The organism is Streptomyces sp. 2114.4, from assembly GCF_900187385.1.
In the GTDB taxonomy this organism is placed as follows: Bacteria; Actinomycetota; Actinomycetes; order Streptomycetales; family Streptomycetaceae; genus Streptomyces; species Streptomyces mooreae.
Genome location: NZ_FYEY01000001.1, coordinates 5021416 through 5047028 on the forward strand (window position 1 = coordinate 5021416; position 25613 = coordinate 5047028).

At 71.6% G+C, this 25613-nt stretch carries 26 protein-coding genes and 2 pseudogenes; 18 read left to right on the forward strand and 10 right to left on the reverse strand.

Annotation, left to right across the window (positions count from 1 at the left end; translation table 11 throughout):
* Positions 1 to 147 precede the first annotated feature (147 nt).
* Genes CFW40_RS22170 through CFW40_RS22180 form a run of 3 tightly spaced genes read left to right on the forward strand, consistent with a single transcriptional unit; the run spans position 148 to position 3306 of the window.
* Positions 148 to 2010 carry a hypothetical protein gene (locus CFW40_RS22170; protein ID WP_088799526.1) on the forward strand — a complete coding sequence of 621 codons (1863 nt, stop codon included), beginning with the start codon at positions 148 to 150 and terminating at the stop codon, positions 2008 to 2010.
* Positions 1997 to 2371 carry a hypothetical protein gene (locus CFW40_RS22175; RefSeq protein ID WP_088799527.1) on the forward strand — a complete coding sequence of 125 codons (375 nt, stop codon included), beginning with the start codon at positions 1997 to 1999 and terminating at the stop codon, positions 2369 to 2371. Before CFW40_RS22170 ends, CFW40_RS22175 begins: the two co-directional genes overlap by 14 nt.
* Before the next feature lie 2 nt (positions 2372 to 2373).
* On the forward strand, positions 2374 to 3306 hold the full coding sequence (locus CFW40_RS22180) for a hypothetical protein (protein WP_088799528.1): 933 nt from the start codon (positions 2374 to 2376) through the stop codon (positions 3304 to 3306).
* A 37-nt stretch (positions 3307 to 3343) separates the two neighbouring features.
* Here CFW40_RS22180 and CFW40_RS22185 read toward each other — a convergent pair whose 3' ends face one another.
* The 3 genes from CFW40_RS22185 to CFW40_RS22195 form a co-directional block, all read right to left on the reverse strand.
* Positions 3344 to 3553, reverse strand: coding sequence for a DUF5988 family protein (locus tag CFW40_RS22185; RefSeq protein WP_164992965.1), 210 nt, complete (start codon positions 3551 to 3553; stop codon positions 3344 to 3346).
* 77 nt (positions 3554 to 3630) lie between these two features.
* Entirely contained in the window at positions 3631 to 4212 is a 582-nt protein-coding gene (locus tag CFW40_RS22190; protein WP_256331336.1) for a Uma2 family endonuclease, read from the reverse strand.
* 126 nt (positions 4213 to 4338) lie between these two features.
* Entirely contained in the window at positions 4339 to 5163 is an 825-nt protein-coding gene (locus tag CFW40_RS22195; protein ID WP_088802291.1) for a hypothetical protein, read from the reverse strand.
* Positions 5164 to 5376: 213 nt separating this feature from the next.
* Between CFW40_RS22195 and CFW40_RS22200 the strand changes: the two genes are divergently transcribed.
* The 7 genes from CFW40_RS22200 to CFW40_RS22225 all read left to right on the forward strand — a co-directional run bounded on the left by CFW40_RS22200 (position 5377) and on the right by CFW40_RS22225 (position 13246).
* Positions 5377 to 6885: an aldehyde dehydrogenase family protein gene (locus CFW40_RS22200; RefSeq protein WP_088799529.1), complete on the forward strand. Its 1509-nt coding sequence runs from the start codon at positions 5377 to 5379 to the stop codon at positions 6883 to 6885.
* Between the two features lie 58 nt (positions 6886 to 6943).
* The gene (locus tag CFW40_RS22205) at positions 6944 to 8485 is read left to right on the forward strand and encodes a GMC family oxidoreductase (RefSeq protein WP_088799530.1); all 1542 of its coding nucleotides are present in this window, start codon (positions 6944 to 6946) and stop codon (positions 8483 to 8485) included.
* The gene (locus CFW40_RS22210; RefSeq protein WP_088799531.1) at positions 8485 to 9612 is read left to right on the forward strand and encodes a glycine betaine/L-proline ABC transporter ATP-binding protein; all 1128 of its coding nucleotides are present in this window, start codon (positions 8485 to 8487) and stop codon (positions 9610 to 9612) included. The genes CFW40_RS22205 and CFW40_RS22210 overlap by 1 nt, the downstream gene beginning before the upstream one ends.
* Entirely contained in the window at positions 9612 to 9782 is a 171-nt protein-coding gene (locus CFW40_RS37210) for a hypothetical protein (RefSeq protein WP_176956415.1), read from the forward strand. Before CFW40_RS22210 ends, CFW40_RS37210 begins: the two co-directional genes overlap by 1 nt.
* Positions 9779 to 11773, forward strand: a complete 1995-nt coding sequence (locus CFW40_RS22215; RefSeq protein WP_176956414.1) for a proline/glycine betaine ABC transporter permease — start codon at positions 9779 to 9781, stop codon at positions 11771 to 11773. Before CFW40_RS37210 ends, CFW40_RS22215 begins: the two co-directional genes overlap by 4 nt.
* A 2-nt stretch (positions 11774 to 11775) precedes the next feature.
* Complete coding sequence (locus CFW40_RS22220; RefSeq protein WP_088799533.1) at positions 11776 to 12768, forward strand: ABC transporter substrate-binding protein; 993 nt, start codon at positions 11776 to 11778, stop codon at positions 12766 to 12768.
* Positions 12769 to 13027: 259 nt separating this feature from the next.
* Positions 13028 to 13246: a hypothetical protein gene (locus CFW40_RS22225; RefSeq protein WP_088799534.1), complete on the forward strand. Its 219-nt coding sequence runs from the start codon at positions 13028 to 13030 to the stop codon at positions 13244 to 13246.
* Between the two features lie 61 nt (positions 13247 to 13307).
* Here the strand turns inward: CFW40_RS22225 and CFW40_RS22230 are convergent, their stop codons facing one another.
* Positions 13308 to 14282 carry a zinc-binding dehydrogenase gene (locus tag CFW40_RS22230; protein ID WP_088799535.1) on the reverse strand — a complete coding sequence of 325 codons (975 nt, stop codon included), beginning with the start codon at positions 14280 to 14282 and terminating at the stop codon, positions 13308 to 13310.
* 124 nt (positions 14283 to 14406) lie between these two features.
* On the opposite strand from CFW40_RS22230, the gene CFW40_RS22235 reads away from it, so the two are divergent.
* A complete protein-coding gene (locus CFW40_RS22235) occupies positions 14407 to 14736 on the forward strand; it encodes a helix-turn-helix transcriptional regulator (protein ID WP_088799536.1) in 330 nt (109 codons plus the stop codon).
* 262 nt (positions 14737 to 14998) lie between these two features.
* Positions 14999 to 15379 (forward strand): VOC family protein, encoded by a 381-nt coding sequence (locus CFW40_RS22240; protein ID WP_088799537.1) that lies wholly within the window; start codon positions 14999 to 15001, stop codon positions 15377 to 15379.
* 53 nt (positions 15380 to 15432) lie between these two features.
* On the opposite strand, the gene CFW40_RS22245 is transcribed toward CFW40_RS22240, so the two are convergent.
* Entirely contained in the window at positions 15433 to 16086 is a 654-nt protein-coding gene (locus CFW40_RS22245) for a TetR/AcrR family transcriptional regulator (RefSeq protein WP_088799538.1), read from the reverse strand.
* Positions 16087 to 16509: 423 nt separating this feature from the next.
* On the opposite strand from CFW40_RS22245, the gene CFW40_RS22250 reads away from it, so the two are divergent.
* A complete protein-coding gene (locus CFW40_RS22250; protein ID WP_256331748.1) occupies positions 16510 to 17142 on the forward strand; it encodes an SRPBCC family protein in 633 nt (210 codons plus the stop codon).
* Here CFW40_RS22250 and CFW40_RS22255 read toward each other — a convergent pair whose 3' ends face one another.
* Entirely contained in the window at positions 17143 to 18390 is a 1248-nt protein-coding gene (locus CFW40_RS22255; RefSeq protein WP_088799540.1) for an MFS transporter, read from the reverse strand. It abuts the gene before it with no gap.
* Positions 18391 to 18610: 220 nt separating this feature from the next.
* On the opposite strand from CFW40_RS22255, the gene CFW40_RS22260 reads away from it, so the two are divergent.
* The gene (locus CFW40_RS22260; RefSeq protein ID WP_088799541.1) at positions 18611 to 19771 is read left to right on the forward strand and encodes a serine protease; all 1161 of its coding nucleotides are present in this window, start codon (positions 18611 to 18613) and stop codon (positions 19769 to 19771) included.
* Between the two features lie 148 nt (positions 19772 to 19919).
* Here the strand turns inward: CFW40_RS22260 and CFW40_RS38735 are convergent.
* Positions 19920 to 20120 (reverse strand): annotated as a pseudogene (locus CFW40_RS38735) (putative immunity protein); the annotation flags it as partial.
* A gap of 44 nt (positions 20121 to 20164) precedes the next feature.
* Between CFW40_RS38735 and CFW40_RS22270 the strand changes: the two are divergent.
* A complete protein-coding gene (locus tag CFW40_RS22270; protein WP_256331335.1) occupies positions 20165 to 20488 on the forward strand; it encodes a hypothetical protein in 324 nt (107 codons plus the stop codon).
* Here the strand turns inward: CFW40_RS22270 and CFW40_RS22275 are convergent.
* Complete coding sequence (locus CFW40_RS22275) at positions 20453 to 21952, reverse strand: PLP-dependent aminotransferase family protein (RefSeq protein WP_088799543.1); 1500 nt, start codon at positions 21950 to 21952, stop codon at positions 20453 to 20455. The genes CFW40_RS22270 and CFW40_RS22275 overlap by 36 nt on opposite strands.
* Positions 21953 to 21998: 46 nt before the next feature.
* On the opposite strand from CFW40_RS22275, the gene CFW40_RS22280 reads away from it, so the two are divergent.
* Both CFW40_RS22280 and CFW40_RS38980 read left to right on the forward strand, forming a co-directional pair.
* Positions 21999 to 22559: a carboxymuconolactone decarboxylase family protein gene (locus CFW40_RS22280; protein ID WP_088799544.1), complete on the forward strand. Its 561-nt coding sequence runs from the start codon at positions 21999 to 22001 to the stop codon at positions 22557 to 22559.
* Positions 22549 to 22668 (forward strand): annotated as a pseudogene (locus CFW40_RS38980) (pentapeptide repeat-containing protein); the annotation flags it as partial. The gene CFW40_RS22280 and the pseudogene CFW40_RS38980, both read left to right, overlap by 11 nt.
* Positions 22669 to 22766: 98 nt before the next feature.
* Here CFW40_RS38980 and CFW40_RS22285 read toward each other — a convergent pair.
* Together CFW40_RS22285 and CFW40_RS22290 are read right to left on the reverse strand one after the other, a co-directional pair.
* Positions 22767 to 23498: an isocitrate lyase/phosphoenolpyruvate mutase family protein gene (locus tag CFW40_RS22285; RefSeq protein ID WP_256331747.1), complete on the reverse strand. Its 732-nt coding sequence runs from the start codon at positions 23496 to 23498 to the stop codon at positions 22767 to 22769.
* Positions 23499 to 23536: 38 nt separating this feature from the next.
* Positions 23537 to 24136, reverse strand: a complete 600-nt coding sequence (locus CFW40_RS22290) for a carboxymuconolactone decarboxylase family protein (protein ID WP_088799546.1) — start codon at positions 24134 to 24136, stop codon at positions 23537 to 23539.
* A gap of 47 nt (positions 24137 to 24183) precedes the next feature.
* Here CFW40_RS22290 and CFW40_RS22295 point away from each other — a divergent pair, with 47 nt between their 5' ends.
* A complete protein-coding gene (locus CFW40_RS22295) occupies positions 24184 to 25602 on the forward strand; it encodes a PLP-dependent aminotransferase family protein (RefSeq protein WP_088799547.1) in 1419 nt (472 codons plus the stop codon).
* Positions 25603 to 25613 lie beyond the last annotated feature (11 nt).

A 25613-nucleotide genomic window follows, 5' to 3' on the forward strand; every position in this document is an offset into this window, starting at 1 on the left:
TGCCGGCGACCTTGGGTCATCGCGCTGACACGGAGTGCTCGGTTCCCCTATGCTGCAGCTTCTGTACCGCCGCGGCCGTAACCGGTTGCTCGCCTGCTCAACAGGGCCGCGGTGATGGCTCGTTGGTGTGGTTAATGGGGGAAGCCGATGACTCCGTCAGATGTGCCTGCGCAGCCCGGTGAACCGGGCGGCCCCGGCGGCCCGCAGGGGTTGCGGAAGGCGGCCGACGGCTCCTCGCCGCCGCAGCTCCCCCCGACCCCGCCGGGCGCCAGTGAGGCCACCCGGCTGCTGTGCGCCGGTACGTACATGGACGACGCCTTCCGTGACGCGGTCATCGACGAGCTGTACGTCCACGAGGAGCGGTTCGCCGCGCCCTCCCTGGGCATCGACGCCGCGCGCGTCCTCGCCCACGCGCTGCGCGCCAGGCGGCTCCAACTGGGCTGGGCGGCGGCGATTCTGCTGGTGTGGATCGTGGCGCTCCCGCTGACCTCCGGTCTCGCGGCGCTCTACCTCATCCCCGTCGTCCTCATGGCGCTCGGCCGCGTGGTCCGCCGGGCGCCGGTCCCGCAGTGGGCGGCCCGCTTTCTCTCCTTCGTCCTGCGCTGGTACGGCCGGCTGACGCTTGCCTTCCTCTATGTGTCGCTGCTGGTGACAGGGTTCGGTGCCGGGATCGGCATCATCGGCGCGGGATGGCCGTTCTCGGAACTGCTTCCGGACGGGCTGAACTCCCTGACGAGTGACGGCTCGGGCGCGTCCGGCTCCTTCTACGACGCCGGCGTCGGCAGTGCGTATGGCAGCGGCAGCACGTACGACGGTGCCGGTGCACTGGGCGGCATCCTGTTCGCGGTGTGGGTCGCGCTGCTGCTGCCGCTGGCCGTGGCCGGGCTGGTCGCGCTGCAGCGCGGGCAGTTCGCCCGGGTGCTGGCGGGCGAACTGTCCCGGGAGCGCTTCCCGGACGTGATGTCCGACCCCGCCGAACGGGCCGAGGGCCACCGCTTCCAGCGGCTGCGGGACCGGGTGCGGATCGAGCAGCACGGGCCGCTGGTGATGTACCGGGCCGCCGACCCGTTCTGCGGCGCCGGTTACCCGTACAAGGCCTGGTCGCTGTCGGTGGAGTTGAACCCCCGGGCGGACCGGGAGGCCGAGCCGCTGGACAACAGCGCCATCCTGGCCCGGATCGTGCCGCTGGTGGCGGCGCTGCGGGTGCCGTCGCCGCACGGTTCGCCCCAGGTGGCGGCCGCGGTACGCGACCGGCTGCGCGCGCTGGAGATCGACGAGTGCGTGTTCCTGCCGGCCGAGGGGCTGCCGGCCCGCGAAGCGGCGCCGTACGCACCCGACGCGTTCGAGGCGCACCGCGTGCGGGCGGTGGAGGAGGGCGGTGAGACCCGCCGGCACTTCCTGCGGATCCGGGTCGGCGGCTGGAACGAGGGCATCGTCACCACGCTGTTCGTCCGGGTGCACACCCAGGGCGGGATGCTGATGCTGGAGATCGCGCCGCATGTGCTGTTGCCGCTGCGGCAGCTCTTCCAGGACGCCGACCGGATCGCCCACCAGTACCGTCACCACCACCACTTCGGCAAGGCGGTGTGGGCGCTGTCCCGCACCCCCAGCTCCGCCGGACACGCCCTCGCCACGCTGGTGCGCGGACTGCTGTCAGTCTGGCGGCTGGCGGTCGGCGGGCACGGTGCGGCGCTGCCCGAGGGCCCCGGCGCCTCCGTACGCGAACTGGGCTCCTTCGGGGAGTCCTCGCTGTTCCAGGACATGGACGTGGCCCGCTACCTGAAGACCATTCAGCAGCGGGTGGCGGCCGGGGTGACCACGGCACTGCGCGAGGCCGGCTATCAGACCGACGAGTTCGAGCAGCGGATCGTGCATGTCGCCGAGGGCGGCGTCTACGTCGAGTCCGCACAGGGCGCCGTCGGGATCGGCGACCACAACACCATCACCCACCACTCCACCACCCGGCGCGGCGCCGAGACGAAGGGAAGTGCCCAGCGTGGCAACGGCTGACGAGCGCGGCAACGGCATCCACATCGGCAGCGTCCGGGGTGCCTTCGCCATCGGCGACCACAACACGGTGACCCACAACGAAGGTGCGGCCGTGCCCGCGGGGGACCCGGCGCAGGAGGAACTGCTGCGCGCCGTCCGCGCACTGCGCGACGACCTGTCGCGGGCGGTGGAGAGCCCGCAGATCACGGCCCTGAGCGGGGAACTGGCCGAGACCGAAACGGAGATCGCGGACACCGGTGCGGCGGGTCCCGGCCGGCTGGCCCGGCTGCGTACGGCGCTTGCGGATGCCGGGGGCGTGGTAGGGCTGCTGGCCTCCGGTGCCGCGGTGACGCAGGCGGTCGCGGCCCTGGTGGGAGGCTGAGGATGAAGCGCGGCGGACAGGCCCGCTGGAACGACGAGACCCAGCGCTGGGAGGACGGCGCCCCGACGCCCGCGCCCTACACGGGCCCGATGCCGCCCCGGCCCTCCTTCACGCCGTCGGCGGGCGGGCCGTCGGCGGGCGGGACACCGGTGGGCGGCACGGCGGGTACCGTCCCCCCGCCGGCCACCGAACCGCTCTCGGCCCCTGAACCGCTCTTCGCCCCCGATTCGCTCTACGCCCCCTTGCCGGCCGACGCGCCCGCAGCCGGGTTCCGGCACCGCACGGCGCTGGTCGCGGGTGCGGCGGTGGCCGTGATCGCGGCGGCCGCCGGCGGCGGCTATCTGCTCTGGGGCCACCCGGGCGACGAGCCCGCCGCCGCCCGCCCGGCGGCCCGCACCAAGGCATCCGCCTCGGACCACACGGCCACCACCGCCTCGCCCTCCGGCGCCACGGCCGGCACCGGGTCCCCCACTCCGCTCTCCACCGAGCTGCCCGACGGCTACCGCCTCGTCCATGACGAGAAGGGCTTCACCCTGGCCGTACCCAAGACCTGGCAGCGCAGCGAACGCCGGACGGGGGTGTTCTACACCGCCCCGGACGACCGCGGGCTGTTGCAGATCTTTGAGGTCAGCGAACCGGACACCACCCCGTACGAGGCGTTGGAGACGGCGTCGCGGGGGCTGTCGGGCAACCCCGGCTACAAGGAAATAAGCCTCGAACCACTGGGGTACCCGGGTCCCGGCGCCGACGCCACGCAACTGGTCTACGCCTATGACAGCGAGCGGCTGGGTGAGCGGGTCAAGGTCGTCGACTGTGCCTTCACCGCCGCCGACGGCCGCCAGTTCGCCGTACTCGTCCTGGGCCCCGAGGCCGACTGGCCGGAGCAGGAGGAAACCCAGCAGAACGTCCTGCGGAGCTTCGTCCCCGGCCGCTGAGCGCCGCGCACGACCGCCGGGCCCGGGGGGCGGGGGCTTACCCGGGCAGCTCCGTCCGCTCCCACCACTCGTAGACGGGCAGGGCCCCCTCGGCGGTGTGCTTCTGCCGGCTGGTGGCCCGGAAGTGTTCATAGCCGTTCCGGAACGGGATCTTCAGCTCGGCCCCGGGAGGATCGACCGGCACGATCCGCTCGGGGAGCTCTTCGGGGCCGCCTTCGAGCACCGCTTTCGCCGCTGTGTCAGCCATGCCTGCATTTTCGTCCGGCCCGCCGCCCGCGGCCCCTCCGGTTCGGCAGGCCGGGTGACGGCGCCGCGAGTGCGACCTCAGTCGCGGGGGAACTCGGCGGTGGAGAGAGTGATGCCGACGACGGTGTGGGTGAGATCGATGGGCATGCCGTAAGCGACGGTGATGTCGACCTTGTAGTCGCCGTCCTGTGGGTCGGTGAACACGCGGCACCGGCCGAGGTAAGGGTCGGCGATCAAGTACACCGGGACCTCGGCCAGCGCATAGGCCGTCTTCTTCGGGCCGTAGTCGTTCTTGCCGGTGCTCTCGGAGATGACCTCGGCGACGAATTCGATGTCCTGGTAGCGCGGTTGGTTCTTGTCGTTCTTGGTGGCCTCTTCGGCCAGTGCCACCAGGTCGGAGGCGAACCCGTTCAGATGGCCGGGAAAGTCAATACGCACGTCGGACAGCACGCGCTTCCTCGGATACCGGGTGCGGAGCTGTTCGTAGATGTCAGCGATGGTCTCCCAGTGCGTGCCCCGCTGCGGCGCCATGTAGATGGTCCCCTCGACGATCTCAACCTTGTAGCCCTCGGGGATGTGCATCTGCTCCACGCGCTCGAACATGTCGTCCAGCTCGCCGCTCTCGGCCATCTCGGTCCTGTCGGTCAGTTCGATGGTCACCGTGCCGCTCCTCCCCGCTGCCGCGCGGGCGCGGGCAGCCGCACGGTTCAACGATACGAATGTACGAGCGGTTACGCACCGCACGTGTTACGCACCGTAGGCGCGGGAGGAACGGGTCACGTGGGGTCACGCCCCCTGCGAATCCTTCAGCCGGTTCTCCAGTACGGAGATGTCGGCCGTGTCGCCGGGGGCGGGGGTCTTGGTGGAGACGGGGGTGTTGTAGTTGCTGAGCAGGATGGTGCCGGAGCGGTCGTCGAGCTCGGCGGTGAGTTTGCGGGGGTAGTGCTTGCCCTCGATGGCCACGTAGAGGGTCTGCACGTCCCCCTTGGCCTTCTTGATGACGGGCAGGACGCGGGTGCCCTCCTCGGTGGTCGGCCGGCCCTTGGTGAGGGCGACCGCGGGGGCGTGGGAGGGGGTTGAGGGGGTGTGGCCGCCGGACGAGGGCTTCTCGGGGGTCGAGGCCGATTTCTGGAAGGCCTTGAGGTCGCAGGCGGCGGCCAGGTTGCGCAGGAACGTGTTCTTCGTCGTGCCGTGCAGGAACGTGTTCTTGTACTTCGTCGCGGCTTCCTCGCCCGATTTGCCGGGCAGCTGGCCCTTCCAGAAGGCCGCGTCCGGCTTCATCCAGACCTCGTTTCCGCGCTTGATGAGCTGAACGCTGCCGTACTTGCCCTTACTGATGGCGCCGGTGCAATTACCGGCGCGGTCGAGGGTGAGGTCGAGTTTGGTGGGATCAGTGCTGGTCCGGGTGCGCAACCGCAGGGATTGCGCGCCGACCAATTGCTGGAGGGCATCATCGGCGATCTGCTGGGCCGATTTGTTCGCGAGATCGCCTTCGCCGCCGTCCGAGGTCTCCGCCGCCGCCGCGGCCGTGGTGCAGGTGATCCCGGCTATCAGGGTCACGCCGCAGGTCAGTGCCGCGGTGACAGAGGCGGCACGCCGTCTGCTGGTCATCTCGGTACCTCCGGTCCCGAGGGAACAGTCCGCCAGGTACATACGGCTATTCAGGGTACGTTCCTGGACATTCCGCCGCACATTCAGTGAGTCGAATCACTTTCCATGAAGCTGTGGGCATAGATACGCGGCTTCAGGGGAGGGGTCCCCGTTGCTGGTGACGCCAGTGGTTGCACCAGTGGGAACAGAACGGTAACCGGAAGGCAGAACGACGTGTCGTCAATCGAGACCATTCACGTAGACGGGGTGTGGCTCGCGGCCGCAGCCGGCGAAACGCGGGAGGTCCTCGACCCCGCCGACGCGACGACGCTCCAGCTGGTCTCCGAGGGGAGTGCGAAGGACGCCGACGCCGCGGTCGAGGCCGCCCGCCGGGCCTTCGACAACGGCGCGGGCGCCTGGCCCCGTACGGCCGTCGCCGAACGCTCCGCGCTGCTGCGCCGGGTCGCCGACCTGCTCCAGCGCGACCGTGAGGAGATCGCCCTCATCGAGAGCCGGGACACCGGCAAGACGCTGGAAGAGGGCCGGGTCGACGTCGACGACGTCACCAACGCCTTCCGTTACTTCGCCGACCTGGTGATGAACGAGAGCGGCGGCCGGGTCGTCGACGCCGGATCGCCCGATGTGCACAGCATCGTCGTGCATGAGCCGGTCGGTGTCTGCGCGCTCATCACGCCGTGGAACTACCCCCTGCTGCAGGCGAGTTGGAAGATCGCGCCGGCCCTCGCGGCCGGCAACACTTTTGTGATCAAGCCCAGCGAGGTCACCCCGCTGTCGACCGTGCACCTGATCAAGCTGCTGGTCGAGGCCGGGCTGCCGGCCGGGGTCGCCAACCTCGTCACCGGCGCGGGTCTGCCGGTCGGCCAGCGGCTGGCCGAGCACCCGGACGTCGACCTGTTCTCCTTCACCGGTGGCCTGGTCAGCGGGACGAAGGCGGGCGCGGCGGCGGTCTCCGGCGCCAAGAAGATCGCGCTGGAGCTGGGCGGCAAGAACCCCAATGTGGTGTTCGCCGACGCCTGCGCCACCGACGAGGGCTTCGACACCGCCGTCGACCAGGCGCTGAACGCCGCCTTCATCCACAGCGGCCAGGTCTGCTCGGCCGGTGCCCGGCTGATCATCGAGGAGTCGGTGCGCGACCGCTTCGTCGCCGAGCTCGCCCGCCGCGCCGAGAAGATCAAGCTCGGCCGCGGCACCGAGGACGGCGTCGAGTGCGGCCCGGTCGTCTCCCAGCAGCAGCTCGACAAGGTCGAGGCGTACGTCGCCTCCGCGCTCGCCGAGGGTGCCCAGCTGCGCTGCGGCGGCTCCCGGCCCGAGCCGTCCGACGTCCGGCCGGCCACCGGCTACTTCTACGCGCCGACCGTGCTCGACGGCTGCCACCGCGAGATGAAGGTGATCCGCGAGGAGACCTTCGGGCCGATCCTGACGGTCGAGACCTTCACCACCGAGGACGAGGCCGTGGCGCTCGCCAACGACACCGAGTACGGCCTGGCCGGCGCGGTGTTCTCCGGCGACACCGCACGCGCCCGCCGGGTCGCGGCGCGGCTGCGGCACGGCACGATCTGGATCAACGACTACCACCCCTACCTCCCGCAGGCGGAGTGGGGCGGCTTCGGCAAGTCCGGCATAGGCAGGGAATTGGGCCCCGCAGGTCTGGACGAGTACCGCGAGAGCAAGCACATTTACGAAAACCTCCGGCCGGAGCCGGTGCGCTGGTTCGCGGGCTGACACCCGCCCCGTCACAGCACCACCCGCACCACGCACATTGTAAGAAGGAGCACCCCCAATGCCTGTGTATGACTATGTCGTTGTCGGCGGCGGCACCGCCGGTTCCGTCATCGCCTCCCGCCTCACCGAGGACCCGGACGTCACCGTCGCCGTCATCGAGGGCGGTCCGACCGACATCGACCGCGAGGACGTCCTGACGCTGCGCAAGTGGCTCGGCCTGCTCGGCGGAGACCTGGACTACGAGTACACGACCACCGAGCAGCCGCGCGGCAACTCGCACATCCTGCACAGCCGCGCCAAGGTCCTCGGCGGGTGCTCCTCGCACAACACGCTGATCTCGTTCAAGCCGCTGCCGTCCGACTGGGACGAGTGGGAAGAGGCGGGCGCCACCGGCTGGAACGCCCGGGAGATGGACCCCTACTTCGGCAAGCTGCGCAACAACATCGTGCGGGTGGCCAAGAAGGACCAGAACGAGATCGCCAGCGACTGGATCGAGGCCACCAAGACGGCCCTCGGTGTCCCCGAGGTCGTCGGCTTCAACGACCGGCCCTTCGAGGAGGGCGTCGGCTTTTTCGACCTCTCCTACCACCCGGAGAACAACAAGCGCTCCTCCGCGTCCGTCGCCTACCTCCACCCGCACATCGAGGCCGGCGACCGCCCGAACCTCACGCTGATGCTGGAGACCTGGGCGCACAAGCTGGAGCTGGACGGCACCACGGCCAAGGGCGTCCACGTCCGCACGAAGGACGGCGAGGAGGTCTACGTCGAGGCCGCCCGCGAGGTGCTGGTGTGCGCCGGCGCCGTCGACACCCCGCGGCTGCTGATGCACTCCGGCATCGGACCGCGCAAGGACCTGGAGGCGCTGGGTCTGCCCTGCGTGCTCGACCTGCCGGGCGTCGGCGAGAACCTGATCGACCACCCCGAGTCGGTGATCGTCTGGGAGACGAACGGACCGATCCCGGGCAACTCCGCGATGGACTCCGACGCGGGCCTGTTCGTCAAGCGGGACCCGGAGCACAAGGGCCCCGACCTGATGTTCCACTTCTACCAAATCCCGTTCACCGACAACCCCGAGCGACTGGGCTACGAGCGCCCCGAGCACGGCGTGTCGATGACGCCGAACATCCCCAAGTCCCGCTCCCGCGGCCGGCTCTACCTGACCTCCGCCGACCCCGAGGTCAAGCCGGCCCTCGACTTCAAGTACTTCGAGGACGAGGGTGACTACGACGGTCAGACCCTCGTCGACGGCATCAAGCTGGCCCGCAAGGTCGCCCAGGCCGAGCCGTTCAAGAAGTGGCTCAAGCGCGAGGTCTTCCCAGGCCCCGAGGTCACCGACGACGCGGAGATCAGCGAGCTGGTGCGCAAGGCGGCCCACACCGTCTACCACCCGGCCGGCACCTGCAAGATGGGCGCCGCCGACGACCGGCTGGCCGTGGTCGACCCCGAGTTGAAGATCCGCGGACTGGCCGGCATCCGTATCGCCGACGCCTCCGTTTTCCCGACCATGCCTGCCGTCAACCCGATGCTGGGCGTGCTCATGGTGGGAGAGAAGTGCGCCGAAATGCTCCGCAAGGCCCCGACCCAAGGAGGTGATGCGTGATGGCTACCACCGCCGCCGGCGCATCCGAGATACCCAACGCCCGCACGCCCGAGTCCGCCTCCGACGCGGACGGCCGTGAGGTCGTCTTCTCCGTCCGCCACCTCTGGAAGGTCTTCGGCCCCAAAGCCGAGCGCATCCCCGAGGACACCTCGGTCGCCGGACTGAACGTCCAGGAGCTGCGTGAGAAGACCGGCTGTGTGGCCGCCGTCCGCGATGTCTCCTTCGACGTCCACAAGGGCGAGGTCTTCGTCGTCATGGGCCTGTCCGGCTCCGGCAAGTCCACCCTCGTGCGGTGCCTGACCCGGCTGATCGAGCCGACCAGCGGCGACCTGGAGATGGACGGCGAGGACGTCCGCGCCATGGACCGCGCCGCGCTGCGCGAACTGCGCCGCCGCCGCGCCGCCATGGTCTTCCAGCACTTCGGCCTGCTGCCGCACCGCACCGTCGTCGACAACGTCGCCTACGGCCTGGAGATCCAGGGCATGAGCAAGTCGGAGCGCCGCGAGAAGGCCAACGAGGTGGTCGACAAGGTCGGCCTGGCCGGGATGGAGAAGCGCCGCCCCGGCCAGCTCTCCGGCGGCCAGCAGCAGCGCGTCGGCCTGGCCCGCGCGCTCGCCGTCGACCCCGAGGTCCTGCTCTTCGACGAGCCCTTCAGCGCGCTCGACCCGCTCATCCGCCGCGACATGCAGGAAGAGGTCATCCGCCTGCACCGCGAGGAGGGCCGGACGATGGTCTTCATCACCCACGACCTGAGCGAGGCGCTGCGCCTGGGCGACCGGATCGCCCTGATGCGCGACGGCGAGATCGTCCAGCTCGGCACCCCCGAGGAGATCGTCGGCTCCCCGGCCGACGACTACGTCCGCGACTTCGTCCGCGACGTCCCGCGCGAGCAGGTGCTGACGGTGCGCCGCGCGATGCGCCCGGCCGAGGACGGCGAGGCCGACCAGGGCCCGGCGCTGGCGCCCGACACCCTCATCTCCGACGCCATCGAGGCCGTCGCCCGCTCCGGCGGCGCCGCCCGCGTCGTCGACGGCGGCCGCTGCCTTGGCATCGTCGACCACGCCTGCCTGCTGAACGTGGTCGCCCGCGTCGACGAGGGCCCCCGGCAGGATGAGGTGGCCGCCTGATGTACGCCGCCACCACCCACCGCGGCGCCGTGCGCGCCGTCGGTTCCAGAGCTCCCGCGGCCACGCCGCGGGCCCGGCTGCGCGCCACCCTGCTGCGCCACTGGCGTGAGGCCCAGCGCTGCGCCGCCCTGAATATGCCCACCGGCACCGTGAAGCGGGGGCGAGCATGAGCACCACCACGCCTCCCATGGCGACGCGCCCGCTGAGCGATGCCAAACGGCCCGGCCCCCTGCGGGCCGTACTGCAGATGCGCGCCCTGAGCAAGCTCCTGCTGCTCGTGATCGCCGCGGCGGTCCTCGTCCCGCTGCTGCAGGCCAAGTACGGCGCCGCCTGGCCGTCGTCGCTGACCGTCGACGTCTCCGGCCCGCTCGGCAAGACCAGCGACTGGATCATCGACAACCGCGACAGCCACTGGCTGTTCGTCTACTTCCTCGGTCACCTCAGCAACGCCGTGGTGATCTCCGTACGCGCCGTCTACCTGCTGCTGCTCGCGCTCGGCTGGACCGGCGTGACGGCCGGTGTCACGCTGCTCGCCTGGCGGGTGGCCGGCCTGCGCATCGCCGCCACCGCGCTGATCTCCTTCCTGGTCAGCGGCCTGCTCGGCATGTGGGTCCCCACCATGCAGACGTTCGCGCTGATGGTCGTGGCGGTCGCCGCCTCGGTCGTGGTCGGCGCCCTGCTGGGCCTGGCGGCCGGCCTCTCCGAACGCCTGTTCCGGATCCTCCGCCCGGTCCTGGACACCATGCAGGTCCTGCCTGCCTTCGCCTACCTCCTCCCCGTCGTGCTGGTCTTCGGCATCGGCGTCCCCGCCGCGCTGCTGGCCACCGTCATCTACGCGGCTCCGCCGATGGCCCGGCTGACCGCGCTCGGTCTGCGCGGCGCCGACGCCGGCGTCCTGGAGGCGGTCTCCTCGCTCGGCGCCACCGGACGGCAGCGGCTGCTGACCGCCCGCCTGCCGCTGGCCCGCAAGGAACTCCTCCTCGGCGTCAACCAGACGATCATGATGGCGCTGGGCATGGTCGTCATCGCCTCGATGATCGGCGCCGCCGGTCTCGGTGACCGCGTCTACCAGGCGCTCGCCTCGGTCGACGTCGGTGCCGCGCTCTCCGCCGCCATCCCGATCGTGCTGCTGGCCATCGTCATGGACCGCACCACGGCCGCGGCCGGTGAACGCCTCGGCGCCGACACCGCGGCCGCCGGCCCGAAGTGGCTGCGCGGCTGGATGGCCTGGGCGGGCGTCGCGGCGGTCACCGCCGCCCTCGCCGCCGTCGGCCGGCTGTCCGGCTCCCTGATCTGGCCGGACGCCTGGGCCGTGGATCTGGCCCGCCCCGTCAACGACTTCAAGGAGTGGATGGTCGACCACCTCTACTCCGGCGTCCCCGTCGTCGGGGGCACCGCCGACTGGGCCGCGCACTTCACCGACTGGGTGCTCAACCCGCTGCGGGACGGCCTGACCGCGCTGCCCTGGTACGCCGCGCTGCTCATCGTCGCCGCGCTGGCCTGGCTCATCGGCACCTGGCGCACCGCCCTGACCGCCGTCCTCGCGATGGCCGCCATCGGTGTCCTGGGTGTGTGGAAGCCGTCGATGAACACCCTCTCCCAGGTCCTCGCCGCCCTGGCGGTGACGTTGGTGCTGGGCTTCGGCATCGGCGTCCTGGCGGCCGGCAGCAAGCGCTTCGAAGCGATCCTGCGCCCGGTCCTGGACGTCATGCAGACCATGCCGCAGTTCGTGTACCTGATCCCGGTCGTCGCGCTGTTCGCCGTGGGCCGCGCCCCGGCCGCCGCGGCCGCCGTGGTCTACGCGCTCCCGGCCGTCATCCGCATCACCACCCAGGGCCTGCGCCAGGTGGACCCCGCCGCCATGGAGTCCGCCCGCTCGCTGGGCGCCACCCGCTGGCAGATGCTCCGCCAGGTCCAGCTGCCCCTGGCCCGGCCCGCGCTGCTGCTGGCCGTCAACCAGGGTGTGGTCATGGTCCTCGCCGTCGTCATCATCGGCGGCCTGGTCGGCGGCGGTGCCCTCGGCTACGACGTCGTCACCGGCCTCGCCACCGGAGACCTGGGCCTCGGCCTGGTCGCGGGTGTGGCCATCGTGTGCCTGGGCCTGATGCTCGACCGGGTCACCCAGCCCACGGAACGCCGCACGGCGGGGAAGGGAGCCTGACCATGTCCCGTAAGCGCACCATGACCATCGGGGCGGCCGCGCTGGCCGGCGCGGCGGTCCTCTCCCTCTCCTTGTCCTCCTGCGGCAAGGCCGACATGACCAAGCAGACCTCGCCGTTCGCGGCGGCCAAGGGCTCCAAGTCGGTCACCCTCTCGGTGCAGACCTGGGTCGGCGCCCAGTCCAATGTCGCGGTCGCCAAGTACCTGCTCGAACACGAGATGGGCTACCACGTCGACACCGTCCAGGTGGACGAGATCCCCGCCTGGGACGCCCTGAGCCAGGGCCGGGTCGACGCGATCCTGGAGGACTGGGGCCACCCCGACCAGGAGAAGCGGTACGTCAAGGACAAGAAGACGATCACCGCGGGCGGCGGCAACGGCGTCACCGGCCACATCGGCTGGTTCGTCCCCAAGTACTGGGCCGACAAGCACCCCGAGGTCACCAACTGGAAGAACCTCAACAAGTTCGCCAAGCAGCTCCGTACCTCGGAGAGCGGCAACAAGGGCCAGCTGATGGACGGTTCGCCGTCCTACGTCACCAACGACAAGGCGCTGGTGAAGAACCTCAAGCTGAACTACGAGGTCGTCTTCGCGGGCTCCGAGGCGGCGCAGATCACCCAGATCCAGCAGTTCGCCAAGGAGAAGAAGCCCTTCCTGACGTACTGGTACGAGCCGCAGTGGCTCTTCAACCAGGTGCCGATGGAAGAGGTCAAGCTGCCCAAGTACACCGACGCCTGTGCGGCCAAGGGCGCCAAGGACCCCAAGTCCATCGACTGCGCCTATCCGACCACCCCGCTGCAGAAGTTCTTCAACACGGAGTTCGCCAAGAAGGGCGGCAGTGCCGCGGCGTTCCTGAAGAACTTCAAGTGGACCAAGGACGACCAGAACGAGGTCTCCGAGTCGATTGCCTCGGGCGGTCTGTCCGCCGACGAGGCGGCCAAGCGCTGGGTGGAGAAGCACCCGGACGTCTGGAAGAAGTGGCTGCCCAAGAAGTAGCCGCCGCAAGGGCAGAGCCCCCGCCAGGGGGCAGCGGGATCTCGCGGGCAGTCGCACGGGGTGTGCGACTGCCCGCGAGCGCGTTTCTGCGGGGTGCCGGGGGTGCCGGAGGTGCCGGAGGTGCCGGGGGTGCCTTACCCGTTCGGGTGCCCGCGGGGTCCTTACGCCTTACCCGTTCGGGTGGCGAGCGGCGAAGCGCGGCGCGGCGCGGCGGCAGGCGCAGAAGGCTGGGCAGCCGCCACCGACGAAAGGGCCCGCCATGCCGCTGCCGCCGACCTGCCCCACGCCCGACTGTGACGACGTGCTGTGGAAGGACACCACGCACACCGACACCGACTGGGACAACTGGCGCTGGTGGTGCTGCCGTTGCGACAAACAGTGGTATCCGACAGCGGAACAGCTCCAGGAGTACCGCTACGGAGCAGCCGGCAGACCCCACCCCTCCGCATACCGGGACCCCAGACCGGCGCGGCAGTAGGAGACCCGCCCTACTCGCCTCCCCTCCCCGCGCCTCCCCCTCCGGTGCCTCCCTCCCCGTGTCACTCCACCCGCAGCAGCAGCTTCCCGGTGCTCTTGCGGCTGCCGAGGAGCCGGTGCGCCCCGGCGGCGTCGGCGAGCGGGAACTCTGCCGACACGGGGAGTTCCACGCCCCCTTCGGCGACCGTACGGAAGGCCCGCCCGGCCAGTGCGCGCAGCGCCTCCGGCGCCGTTTGGGCCAGCGACAGGATGGAGAACCCCGCGACCGAGCGCCCCCGGGGGTACAGCTCGGGCTGGCCCACCTGCCACGGCTCGGCGGAACTCGCATTCCCGAACGACACCAGCCGGCCGAAGACGGCAAGCGCCTCCAGGCTGCGCCGGAAGGTGTCACCGCCGACGGGGTCGAGGGCGAGATCGACCCCTCGTCCGCCCGTGGCGCGCCGCACCTCCTCGTCGAAGTCCGGGCCGACGAACACCTCGTCGTAGCCGTAGGCGCGGGCGTGCTCCGCCTTCGACGCATCCGAGACGACGCCGTAGACGGCACCCGCCCCGGCCGCCTTCGCCAACTGGCCGGCCACCGTGCCGATCCCGCCCGCCGCGCCCTGCACCAGCACGCTCTCGCCGGCTCGCAGCCGGCCCACCTCGTGCACCAGGGCATGCGCGGTGGGCAGCACCGTCGGCAAGGTGGCCGCGGTGCGCAGGCTCACCCCCTGCGGCAGCGGGAACACGCTCGCCGCGGCGGCGACCACGGTCTCCGCATACGCGCCGCCGTCCGTGAGCGCCGCGACCTCCTGCCCCGGCCGGAGCCCGTCGACCGCCGCACCGACCGCGCGGATGCGCCCGGAGACTTCCAGGCCCGGCCGGAAGGGCAGGGACGGGACGCGGTAGCCCTCGGCGCGGGCCTTGAGATCGGCGAAGTTCACCCCGGCGTAGGCGACATCGATGCTCACCTGCCCGGCCCCCGGCTCGGGAACGTCGGCCGCCACGACCCTCAGGACCTCGGGACCGCCGTACTCCTGGAATTCCACCGCACGCATGGCCGTACACGCCCCTCACTAGTGTTCAATGGAATGCGAACACTCCGACTGTATGATCTGGATCGAACACTCCGCAAGGGGGTTCAGGGGTCGAGGAGACCGAGCGGATCGAGGAGACCGAGGAATGCCGGGCCGTAGCAGCCACCGCGCCGAGCCGGTGCACATCCACCCCGAGGACGTCCCCGTCGAGACCGCCCTCGCCGCCCTCGCCGACCCCGTACGACTCCAGCTCGTCCGCGAGTTGGCCGGCTCCGCCGACTGGTCGCACAGCTGTGGCAGCTTCCGTGTGGAGGTCGGCAAGGCCGCACTGAGCCACCACTTCGGCGTACTGCGCGCCGCGGGCCTGGTGGAACAGCGCGACCAGGGCCCCAAGCGCCTCAACCGCCTGCGCCGCGAGGAGTTCGACGCCCGCTTTCCGGGGCTGCTCGGCCTGGTGCTGCGCGAGGAGGATTAGGCCGGAGCGGAGGGCCGGGACCGGCGGGCCAGGGATGGTGGGCCGGGACCGGCGGTTCAGTGCCGGTGGACCGGAGGACCAGGACCAGCGGACCAGGACCGGGGAATCAGGGCCGACGGACCAGGACCAGGGCCGACGGACCAGGATCAGGGCCGGGACCAGGTCCAACGGCCGATCCCGACTCCCTGGTCCGCCCTATACGTTCCTCGTGCAACCACCCGACGGCGCTCGGTCCATACCGGGCGCCCCCAGAGGAGCTTCCATGCGCGTCACCGCCTTCGACCATCTCGTTCTGAACGTCTCCGACATCGAGCGCTCGCTCGCCTTCTACTGCGGCCCGCTCGGTCTGGAGCCGGTCCGCGTCGACGCCTGGCGCGCGGGCGAGGTGTCCTTCCCCTCCGTGCGCGTGAGCCCGACCACGATCATCGACCTCGTCCAGGGGCCCCGCGAGGGCTCCAACGTCGACCACCTCTGCCTGGTCGTCGAGCCCGTCGACTGGCAGGAGGTCATCGACTCGGGCGAGTTCACGGTGGTCGACGGCCCCGGCCCGCGCTTCGGCGCCCGCGGCGAGGGCCAGTCCCTGTACGTCAACGACCCGGACGGCAACACCATCGAGCTCCGCTGGTACGCGCACGATGCCTAGAGGCGTCCCTCCGCGCCGGGCGCCGCGCCGTCTACGCCGCGCTGCGTACGACCTCAGGACCGGGGTGCCAGCAGGTCGTCCAGTTCGGCCGCGAAGAGCAGGGCGGGGTCGAGGTTCATGCCGGTGAAGTGGCCGGCGAGTTCCAGGGAGAGGACGCCGTGCAGGCGGGTCCAGAAGGTCAGGAACCGGTGGAGGGCTTCGGGCGGGGCGGGGTGGCCGGCGGCCCAGTCCCGGTGGTCCTCCAGGTAGGTGCCGAAGGGCGTCGTGGCGCCGTCCGGGGCGAGTGCCGCGCACGCGTCGACCAGGGTCGTCATGATCTCGGACGAAATGGCGGTGGTGTCCTCGGGCGCGTGGTAGCCGGGGACGGGGGTGCCGTAGACGAGGAAGTACCGCTGCGGGTCCGCCAGGGCCCAGTCGCGCAGGACGTGTGCCAGCCCGGCCAGGTCGGCGCCGTCGGCGGAGGCCGTGCGGAGGGCTTCGGCGAGGCTTCGGTACGCCTCCCGGACGAGTTCGGTGATCAGGTCGTCGCGGCTGGCGAAGTAGCGGTAGAGCGCCGGTCCGCTCATGCCCATCTGCTTGGCGATCGCGTTGAGGGAGAGCGCGGACGCCCCTGCCGTGGCGATCTGCTCCCAGGCGCGTTCCGTGATCTCCGCCCGCACCTGGGCCCGGTAGCGCTCCCGCGGAGTGTTCGCGCCCGTCGTCGCCATGACCTGTCACCGCCCCCATCCATCTGGCTACATCTTCAAGACTTGGTTAGAAGGTATCACGAAACTTATTGACCTGGTGTTCCACGTCGCGTTATAAGTATTAACGAAAGTGTGGGGCTGTAGTTCGTAGTTCGGGTGGTGGGCGGACGGACGCATGGAGGGATGTGCGGCCGCGTGATCCGCCCGAATCCGCCCGCCAGGCAGCGCTCACACCCCCGACCGACAGAGGGGAACTCCATGTCCGGCCTCCGCGGCACCGACCTCCGTAGCACCGACCTCCGTAGCACCGGGATTCACAGCGCCGGGATTCGCAACGCCGGTTTACGCGGCACCCGGTTACGCGGTACCGGCCTCCGCGGCACTGGCTTCCGCGGTGCCGGCTTCCGCAGGACCGGCATCCGCAGTACCGGCTTCCGCGCCGCCCTGTTCGCCGTCCCGCTCACCCTCACCCTTGGCCTCCTCGGCACCGCTGCCGTCCCCGCGGGAGCGGCCGGCTCCCATGCCTCCCGCCCCTCGCACCCTTCCCACCCCGGCACGTCCCTCACCTGCCAGGGGAAGGGCGTCGACCCCGACGCTCGCGTCCGCCACCGGACCGAGACCGTGATTCACGCCCCGCTGCGCACCATCTGGAAGCTGCAGACCGACGTGGAGCGCTGGCCGTCCTGGCAGGCCCCCGTTACGACCGTGGAACGCCTCGACCCCGGTCCCTTCCGCAGGGGTTCGGCATTCCGGTGGACGACCCCGGTGCCCCCCAACCCCTCGACTCCCGCTACCAGCCTGGAGATCACCTCGACCGTCCGGCAGCTCAAGCGCGACTCGTGTCTGCGCTGGACCGGCCCCGCGGTCGGCGAAGGACTGCGCATCGACGGTGTCCACGTATGGAACTTCACCCAGGTCAAGGGCGGTGTCCGGGTGAGCACCGAGGAGACCCACACCGGCGCCCAGGTCGAAGCGGACGTTCCCACCGCGACCAAGATGCTGCGCGAGGGCCTGGAAGCATGGCTGCGCAGCATGAAGTCCGCCGCCGAAGCCCGCGCCCAGCACCGGCCGTACTGATCACGCGCTCTCCCCGACGGGCTCCCGCGGGGCTGCCTGCGGCGCGGGGGCGCGGCGGGGCAGCAGGAGGGGAGTGGCCAGGAGGAGCGCACCGGCGAGGAGGAGGGCGGTGCGGGTGCCGGTGAGGCCGGCGAGCAGTCCCCAGCACGCCGTCATGGCCGCGGTGGTGGTGCTGCTCGTGATGGACCACGCCGACAGGGTCCGGGTCACGCGGTCGGTGGCGGTGTGGGCGAGCCGGTAGGTCGCGAACACCGGGGTGAAGATCCCCATGCACAGGATCAGGCCGAACTCGACAACGATGAGGAGCACGAGTCCCCAGGGGCCGGGACCGATGAATCCCAGCCCCAGGGACCAGCACGCCCGCAGGGTGCCGGCGGTGAGCAGCACCCGGCGCTGTCCGAACCTCGTGACCAAGGGGCGGGCGAGCCGCGAGCCGACGAGACCGCCGATGCACGACACACCGAAGGCCAGGCCGTACTGCCACGGAGCGAAGCGCAGGTCGTGCAGGAGGAGCACGGTCAGCAGCGGCATGGTCGCCATGATCAGCGCGTTCACCAGGCCGGTGTTGAAGAACAGCGGTCGCAGGTGGGGGTGGCCCAGGATGTAACGCCAGCCCTCGACGACGTCGGCCGGGGTGAAGCGTTGCGCGGGGCGGTCCGGCGGCGGCGCTTCCCGGCCGCCGATCGCCCGGATCCCGAGCGCGGAGAGCAGGAAGCTGACCGCGTTCGCGACCACCGTCGTCAGCGGCCCGAACACCCCGATGGCGACGCCTCCCAGGGGCGGACCGAGCGCGGTCGCCGTCCATGTCGTGGTTTCGAACCTGCCGTTGGCCACCAACAGGTCGTCGGGCCGCACCAGGGCCTTCAGGTACGCGCCGCTCGCGGCGGTGAACACGATGTTGGCAGCCGCGACGATCACCGATACGACGATGAGCTGGGCGAAGGTCAGCCCGCCGAGCGCGTACGCGGCGGGCACGGTCAGCAAGGCCAGGAACCGGAGCAGGTCCATGCCCACCATGACCGGCCGCTTACGACGGAACTCCACCCACGGCCCCAGCGGCATCGCGAGCAACGCTCCCGCCGCCAGTCCCGCCGCGGACAGCACGGACACCTGCGCCGTACCGCTGTGCAGCACCAGGACGGCGATGAGCGGGAACGCGTCGAGCGAGAGCCAGGTCCCGGCGGCGCTGGCGGCGAACGCCGCCCACAGCCATCCGAACTCCCGGCCCAGCGAGTGCCGGTGTCTCATTTCTGGCTCCGTTCCATGCCCGGCTTCGCCGCTCCGTCCGGACACCCGGGGCCGAGGAGGGGGCATCGCGTACGTCCTGTCCTGTCGTCCGTCGGGGGCCCGGGACCTGGCTGCCGAACCGTTCCGGTGCCACGGCATAGTAGAGCGCAGCCCGACGAGGGACATGACAATTACGGCGCGCTGCTCGCCGGCGCCGCCGCTTATCAGGGGGACTTGCTCCATGCCATCCATCCGCCGCTCCACCGCCGCGGCCGCGGCACTGGTCGCGCTGCTCACGGGCACCGTCACCGCCTGCGGCCCCAGTGACGACAAGGCCGCCGCTTCGGGTGCCGCCGACCAGAAGGGACAGGGGGGCGGCGGGTTCCAGATCCCCAAGGACGTGCCGACCAGCCTGGACGATCTGAAGAAGTGGAAGGACGGCGGCTGGCAGAACTGGGACAAGTGGGCCCGCAAGGCCTCGGACTTCGCCAACCCGGTGATCAAGGACCACTGGAAGACGGACCGGCTGGCCAAGGCGAAGAACTCGCCCGAGATCGGGGTGAAGGCCACCGGCGCGGGCAGCGAGTTCGGCGCCACGGACCCCGAGCCGCGGCCGGTCACCGCCGAGCAGGTCGCCCGCCCGTACCACCAGCACATGGCGCCGGTCGGGAAGATCTTCTTCGACAGCCCGAAGGGCCCGATGGTCTGCTCCGGCACGATCGTCGAGGACCCCGCGCACCCCGGCAAGTCCAACCTGGTGTGGACCGCGGGCCACTGTGTGCACTCCGGCAAGCAGGGCGGCTGGATGCGCAACATCGTCTTCGTGCCGTCCTACAACGACAACGGCGCCGCGATGAACCAGGTCAGCAGCGCCCCCTCCCAGCAGGTCACCCCGTACGGCCGGTTCTGGGCCGACTGGATCACCACGTCCGGTGAGTGGATCAACATGGGCAGCCAGCACACCGGAAACGGTGGCTCGGCCTACGACTTCGCGGTGCTGCACGTGAAGCCGGAGAACGGCGGCGGCAAGTCGCTCCAGGAGACCGTGGGGGCCGCCGCCCAGGTCGCGTTCGACACCCCCTCCGCCGACCGCATCGCCTCGCTGGACGCCTTCGGCTATCCGGCGGCGCCGCCGTTCGACGGTGCACGCATGATGAACTGCCCCGGCCGCCCCGGGCGCCTCGTCATGCAGGAGGGCACGCCCGCCATGAACCGCATCGGCTGCAACATGACCGGCGGCACCTCCGGCGGCGGCTGGTTCGTCAACCACGGCGGGAAGCTGACGCTGGTGTCCAACACCTCGATCAGCTCCAGCAACCACACCTGGCTGGCCGGCCCGCACCTCGGCCCGGAGGCGGAGCGCGTCTTCAACGACATCAGCCGGAAGTTCGCCAACCGGTAGTCCGGGAGGAAGCCGACCCAGGCCCCAGACCCCAGGTCCCAGGCCCCAGGTCCCAGGCCCCGGACCTTCGGCCCCCGGCTCGCCTTCGAGCCGGGGGCCGAGAGGTCTCCGGGCGCACGACGGCCCTCACCCCGGAACGGCCGCGCGCTCAGCAGTCGAACACCGACCAGCAGATGTCGTTCCGCAATCGCTGGTCGTCAAGCACGAGTTCGCGAATCTCCTCCGGGAGCTGGTCGCGCTGCCACTGGCACTCGACGCGCCCTGCGGCCTCGCCCTCGCCTTTCGGCGCGGCAGCACGTGTGGCCTTGATCGCATAGGCGGCCGCACCGAGTTCGTGCGCGGCGACGTGAACGCGGTCCCGGCGTGTCGTGAGGCTGCAGCAAAATGGTGCAGGTGAGCAGATTATCCGAGCAGGTGCGGAATGCGGTGCCCCTCTGGCACGAACACCTCCAGGCCCCCTTCCCCGCAGGCCTGCGAGGTGCCGAGTTCGGGGGTACGGACCTGGTGTTGCTCGACGCGGACACCGCAGGCTGCGTTCTTGCGTGGCTGAACAACGGCGGCACTCTCGACCCGGAGCGCACGCGCGTCCTGCGAAGCCGTATCGAAGACCTGGGCCGGGTCATCCCTGAGGTCCCCGACTCCGCAGGAATCCAGTACTGCCGACGCTTGCGCCGGCTTGCCCTACTCGTCTTGGCGAGCCTCCCCGGTGCCGACTGAGACAGCTTCTGGCCCCCTCTGTGACAGGGCCCGGCGCAGTGCCTCCAGGGCGCCGGGGAAGGCGCTGTCGGTGGGGGTGGCATAGCCGATGACCAGGCCGTGGCGGGGCGGCATGGTGGCGGCGGGGTGGCGGTAGCCGGAGAGGCCGTCCAGGGCCAGGCCCTGGCGGCGGGCGGCGCGCAGGGCCGCGTGTTCGTCCGACTCGGTTGCGTCGGCGGGGAGTTGGAGGACGGCGTGCAGGCCGGCGGAGATGCCGGTGACGGTGAGGTGCGGGGCGTGGGTGGTCACCGTGTCGATCAGCTGGTCGCGGCGTCTGCGGTAGCGCTGGCGCATCCGGCGGAGGTGCCGGTCGTAGGCGCCGTGGGTGAGGAATTCCGCGAGCGTGAGCTGGTCGGTGACGCCCGCCCAGGCCTCGCGCTCGCCCTTGGCCTCCAGTACGGCGTCGACGAGGCGGTCGGGGAGCACCATCCAGCCCAGGCGCACCGCGGGGGACAGGCTCTTGCTGACCGAGCCGATGTGGAGGACGTGCTCCGGATCGAGGCCCTGAAGGGCGCCGACCGGCTTGCGGTCGTAGCGGAATTCGCCGTCGTAGTCGTCCTCCAGGATGAAGCCGCCGGTGGCGCGCGCCCAGTTGATGGCGGCCGCCCGGCGGTCGGGGTGCAGCGGTACGCCGGTGGGGAACTGGTGGGCGGGGGTCAGGAGGGCCGCGCCCATGCCGTCGAGCCGGGCCAACTGTGCGGTGTCGGCGCCGTGTTCGTCGAGGCCGAGGGCGTGGGTGCGAAGGCCGGCGGTGGTCAGGAGGTGGCGGTGGAAGGGGAGGCTGTAGGACTCGACGGCGAGGGGTCCGGGGAGGACGGCGGGCAGGAGCAGGCGCAGGGCGTGGGCGAAGCCGGAGCAGATGACGATGCGTTCGGGGTCGGTGCGCACGCCGCGGGCGCGGGCCAGGTAGTCGGCGAGCGCGCGGCGCAGTTCGGGGCGGCCACGGGGGTCGCCTGGGCCGAAGGCGTCGTGCGGGGCGGCGGTCAGCGCGCGGCGGGCGGCGGCGAGCCAGGCGGTGCGCGGGAAGGACGCGGCGTCCGGTTGCCCCTGGAGGAGGTTGTGGGCGGAGCGGCTCGCCAGGGAGGGGCGGGCCGGGGCGCGGTGGGGTGTCGGCGGCTGCGCGCTCCCCGGGACTCCGTCCGGGTGGTGCCACCGGGCGACGCGGGTGCCGGAGCCCTGGCGGGCGCTGAGCCAGCCCTCGGCGACCAGTTCGGCGTAGGCGTCGGCGACGGTGTTACGGGCGATGCCGAGATCGACGGCGAGCGAGCGGTAGGGCGGCAGGCGGGTGCCGGGGGCCAGGCGGCCGGACCGTACCGCGTCCCGCAGCGCCCGGATGAGGACGGCGCGGCGGCTGCCGGGACCGGTCAGCTCCAGATGCAGATCGACGCCCAGGCTCTCGGCGGGATTGACCCATGATTCCGGCATGGAAATGCACCCTACAGTCGGTCGCCTGCTCTTCTAGATTCAAGGCATGACGCAGCAGACGACGCATCAGACGCATGGCAATGACGTGGCGGTTCGTGGCAACGACGCGGCGGTTCGTGGCGAGGACGCGGCGGTGGAGGGCAGGGACGCGGCGGCCCGCACGCCCAGGGTGAATTTTGCGCAGGCCGCACCGAAGGCCTTCAAGGCACTGATCGGTTTCGACGCCGCGGCGCGTGAGGGTCTGGACCCGGCCCTGGTCGAACTGGTCCAGATTCGCTCCTCGCAGCTCAACAAGTGTGCGTACTGCCTCCATATGCACACCTCCGATGCCCACAAGGCGGGCGAGAGCGCGGAGCGGCTGCACATGGTGGCCGTCTGGGAGGAGGCGGCGCACTTCTTCACCGCGAAGGAGCGGGCGGCGCTGGCCCTCACCGAGGCCGTGACGCTGGTTGCCCAGGGCGGCGTGCCGGACGAGGTCTACGAGCGTGCCGCCCGCCACTTCGGGGAGGCGGAGCTGGCCCGGCTGCTGGCGCTGATCTTCACGATCAATACGTGGAACCGCATCGCCATCAGCACGGGAAAGGTGCCGGGAACGGATGAGCGGTAGCGGCGCGGCGGGCTCGGCGCTCACGGGCGCGGCGCTCACGGGCGCGGCGCTCACGGGCTCGGCGCTCATGGGCGCGGTGCTCATGGGCGCGGCGCTCACGGGCGTGGCGCTCACGGGCGTGGCGCTCATGGGCGCGGCGCCGGCCGGGTCAGCCCCCCGCGGGTCGCCAGCTCCCGCCACTCACCGCCCGTCAGCTCCCGCGGCCCGTCACCCCTCCGCCCCCAGCTCCTCCCGCAGCCGCTCCGCCATCTCCGCCACCGCTGCCATCGACCGGCTCTGGAGGCCGCCGCCGAAGGTGACCCGGGCCGCGCCGAGGGCGCCGAGTTCGCGCGGGGTGGGACCGTCCGGGGTCACCACGGCATTGACGGGGAGGCCGATACCGGCGGCCAGCGCGGCCAGCTCCGGGGGCGGGGCGAGGATCGGATAGACGCAGTCGGCGCCCGCTGCTGCATACAGCCGGCCGCGCCGGACCGCTTCCTCCGTGCCCTGGACGCCGTGCAGGTAGGTGTCGATCCGGGCGTTGAGCACCAGCGCCTCGCCGGCCTCGGCCCGCACCCGGGCCAGCCAGTCCGCCTGTTCCTGCGGGTCCCGCAGGGCGCCGGTGGCGGGGTCGGTGTCCTCCAGGTTGCAGCCCACCGCCCCGGCGTCCATGAGGCGGCCCACCAACTCCTTTGCGGACAGCCCGTATCCGGCCTCCACATCGGCCGAGACCGGGATGTCCACGGACCGTACGATCCGGGCGACGGCCGCGAACATCTCGTCGGGCGGCGTCTGCCCGTCCTCGTATCCGAGGGAGGCCGCGATGCCCGCACTGGGGGTGGCGAGCGCAGGGAAGCCGGCGTCCGCGAACACCCGTGCCGAGGCCGCGTCCCAGGGGCCGGGGAGGACCAGCGGCAGCCGGGGCCCGTGGTGGAGTGCGCGCAGCGCGGCGGCGGTCACGGGGCGGTCCGTGGTGGTCACGGGGCGGTCCGTGGCGGTCATGCCTGCCCCGGGGCCATGCGGGTGGACACGCCGAAGCGGTTCCAGGCGTTGATGGTGGTGATCAGCGCGATCAGGTGGGCCAGTTCGGCCTGGCCGAAGTGGGAGGCGGCGCGGTCGTAGACGGCGTCGGGAACGAAGCCCTCGGTGAGCAGGGTGATGGCTTCGGTGAGGGCGAGAGCGGCCTGCTCCTTGGGGGAGTAGAAGTCGGCGGCCTCCTCCCAAGCGTTGAGGAGGTAGATCCGCTGCTCGGTCTCGCCGGCCGCACGGGCGTCCTTGACGTGCATGTCGAGGCAGAACGCGCAGTGATTGAGCTGCGAGGCACGGATCTTCACCAGCTCGACCAGCGACGGTTCGAGGTCCTTCTTCGCCGCGACCTCCAGCGCGATCATGGCCTTGTAGACCTCCGGCGCGAGCTTCGCCCAGGGCAGGCGGGGGCCGTGCTGGTGTGTCGGCTGCGCCGCTTGCGCTGTCTGCGCCGCCTGAGCCGGCTGTGCGGGGCGGTCTGCCCGAGTGGTCCGTGCTGCCGGTGTGGTCGGTGCGGGCCGGGCTGTTTGTGCTGTCTGCTGTGCTGCCTGCTGAGCTGTCCGTGTCGTCATGTCTACGACGCTACGGCGGCAATGGCATGGCTGTATGGTCCATTTCCATGGAGAATTCCTGGGCCACTTTCGGGCGGGATCTGCACCTGGACCTCACCGGTCCCGGCGGTCTGCGCGCCGCGCTGCTGCGGGCGCTGCGGGACGCGGTACGGTCCGGCCGCCTGGCCCCCGGTACCCGGCTGCCCTCCTCCCGCTCGCTCGCCGCCGATCTCGGCATCGCCCGTAACACCGTCGCCGACGCCTACGCCGAACTGGTCGCCGAGGGCTGGCTCAGCGCCCGCCAGGGCTCCGGCACCCGCGTCGCCGAGAGGGTGCTGCCGCGGACCGCGCCCGCCGCCCGGCGCGCCCCCGGCCCCGGCCCGGCCGGCCGCGCCGACCGGCCGCGCTTCGCCCTCACCCCGGGCACCCCCGATGTCGCCGCCTTCCCCCGCACCGCCTGGCTGGCCGCCGCCCGCCGTGCGCTGACCACCGCCCCCAGCGAGGCCTTCGGCTACCCCGCCTCCCACGGCCGCCCCGAGCTGCGGACCGTCCTCGCCGACTACCTCGCCCGCGCCCGCGGCGTACGCGCCGACCCCGACCGCATCGTCATCTGTGCCGGTTTCCTGCAAGGACTGGCCCTGCTCAGCCGCGTCCTGGGCACCGGGCGGCTGGCCGTCGAGTCGTACGGCCTCGACTTCCACCGCGCCGTCATCACCCGCGCGGGCCTGCGCACCGTCCCGCTCCCCGTGGACGAACGCGGCGCCCGCACCGGGGAGCTGACCGCCCTCGACGACGTACGCGCCGCCCTCCTCACCCCCGCCCACCAGTTCCCCACCGGCGTACCGCTGCACCCCGACCGCCGGGCGGCCGCCATCAACTGGGCGCGCGCCACCGGCGGCTTCATCCTGGAGGACGACTACGACGGCGAATTCCGCTACGACCGCAAGCCGGTCGGCGCCCTCCAGGGCCTGGACCCCGACCACGTCGTCTACCTGGGCACCGCGAGCAAGAGCCTCGCCCCCGCGCTGCGGCTGGCCTGGATGGTGCTGCCGGAGCGCCTGGTCGATCCGGTGCTCGTCCTCAAGGGCACCGGTGAATGGCAGTCCGGGGCGCTGGACCAGCTCACTCTCGCCGAGTTCCTGTCCTCGGGCGCCTACGACCGCCATCTGCGCGGGATGCGGCTGCGCTACCGGCGCCGCCGCGACCAACTGGTGGCCGCCCTGGCCGCCCACGCGCCCCAGGTCCGGGTCTCCGGCATCGCCGCCGGCCTGCACGCCGTACTGGAACTCCCGCCCGGCACCGAACAGGCCGTCCTCCAGGCCGCCCGCCGGCAGGGCCTCGCCCTGGAGGGCCTGAGCCGTTTCCGCGACCCGACCGCCCCACCGGCCTCGCGTGACGCACTGGTAGTGGCTTACGGGACCCCGCCCGACCACTCCTTCGCGGGCGCCGTGGACGCCTTGCTCAGGGCGCTGCCACCGGGGGAGTAGCGGGGGTGTGC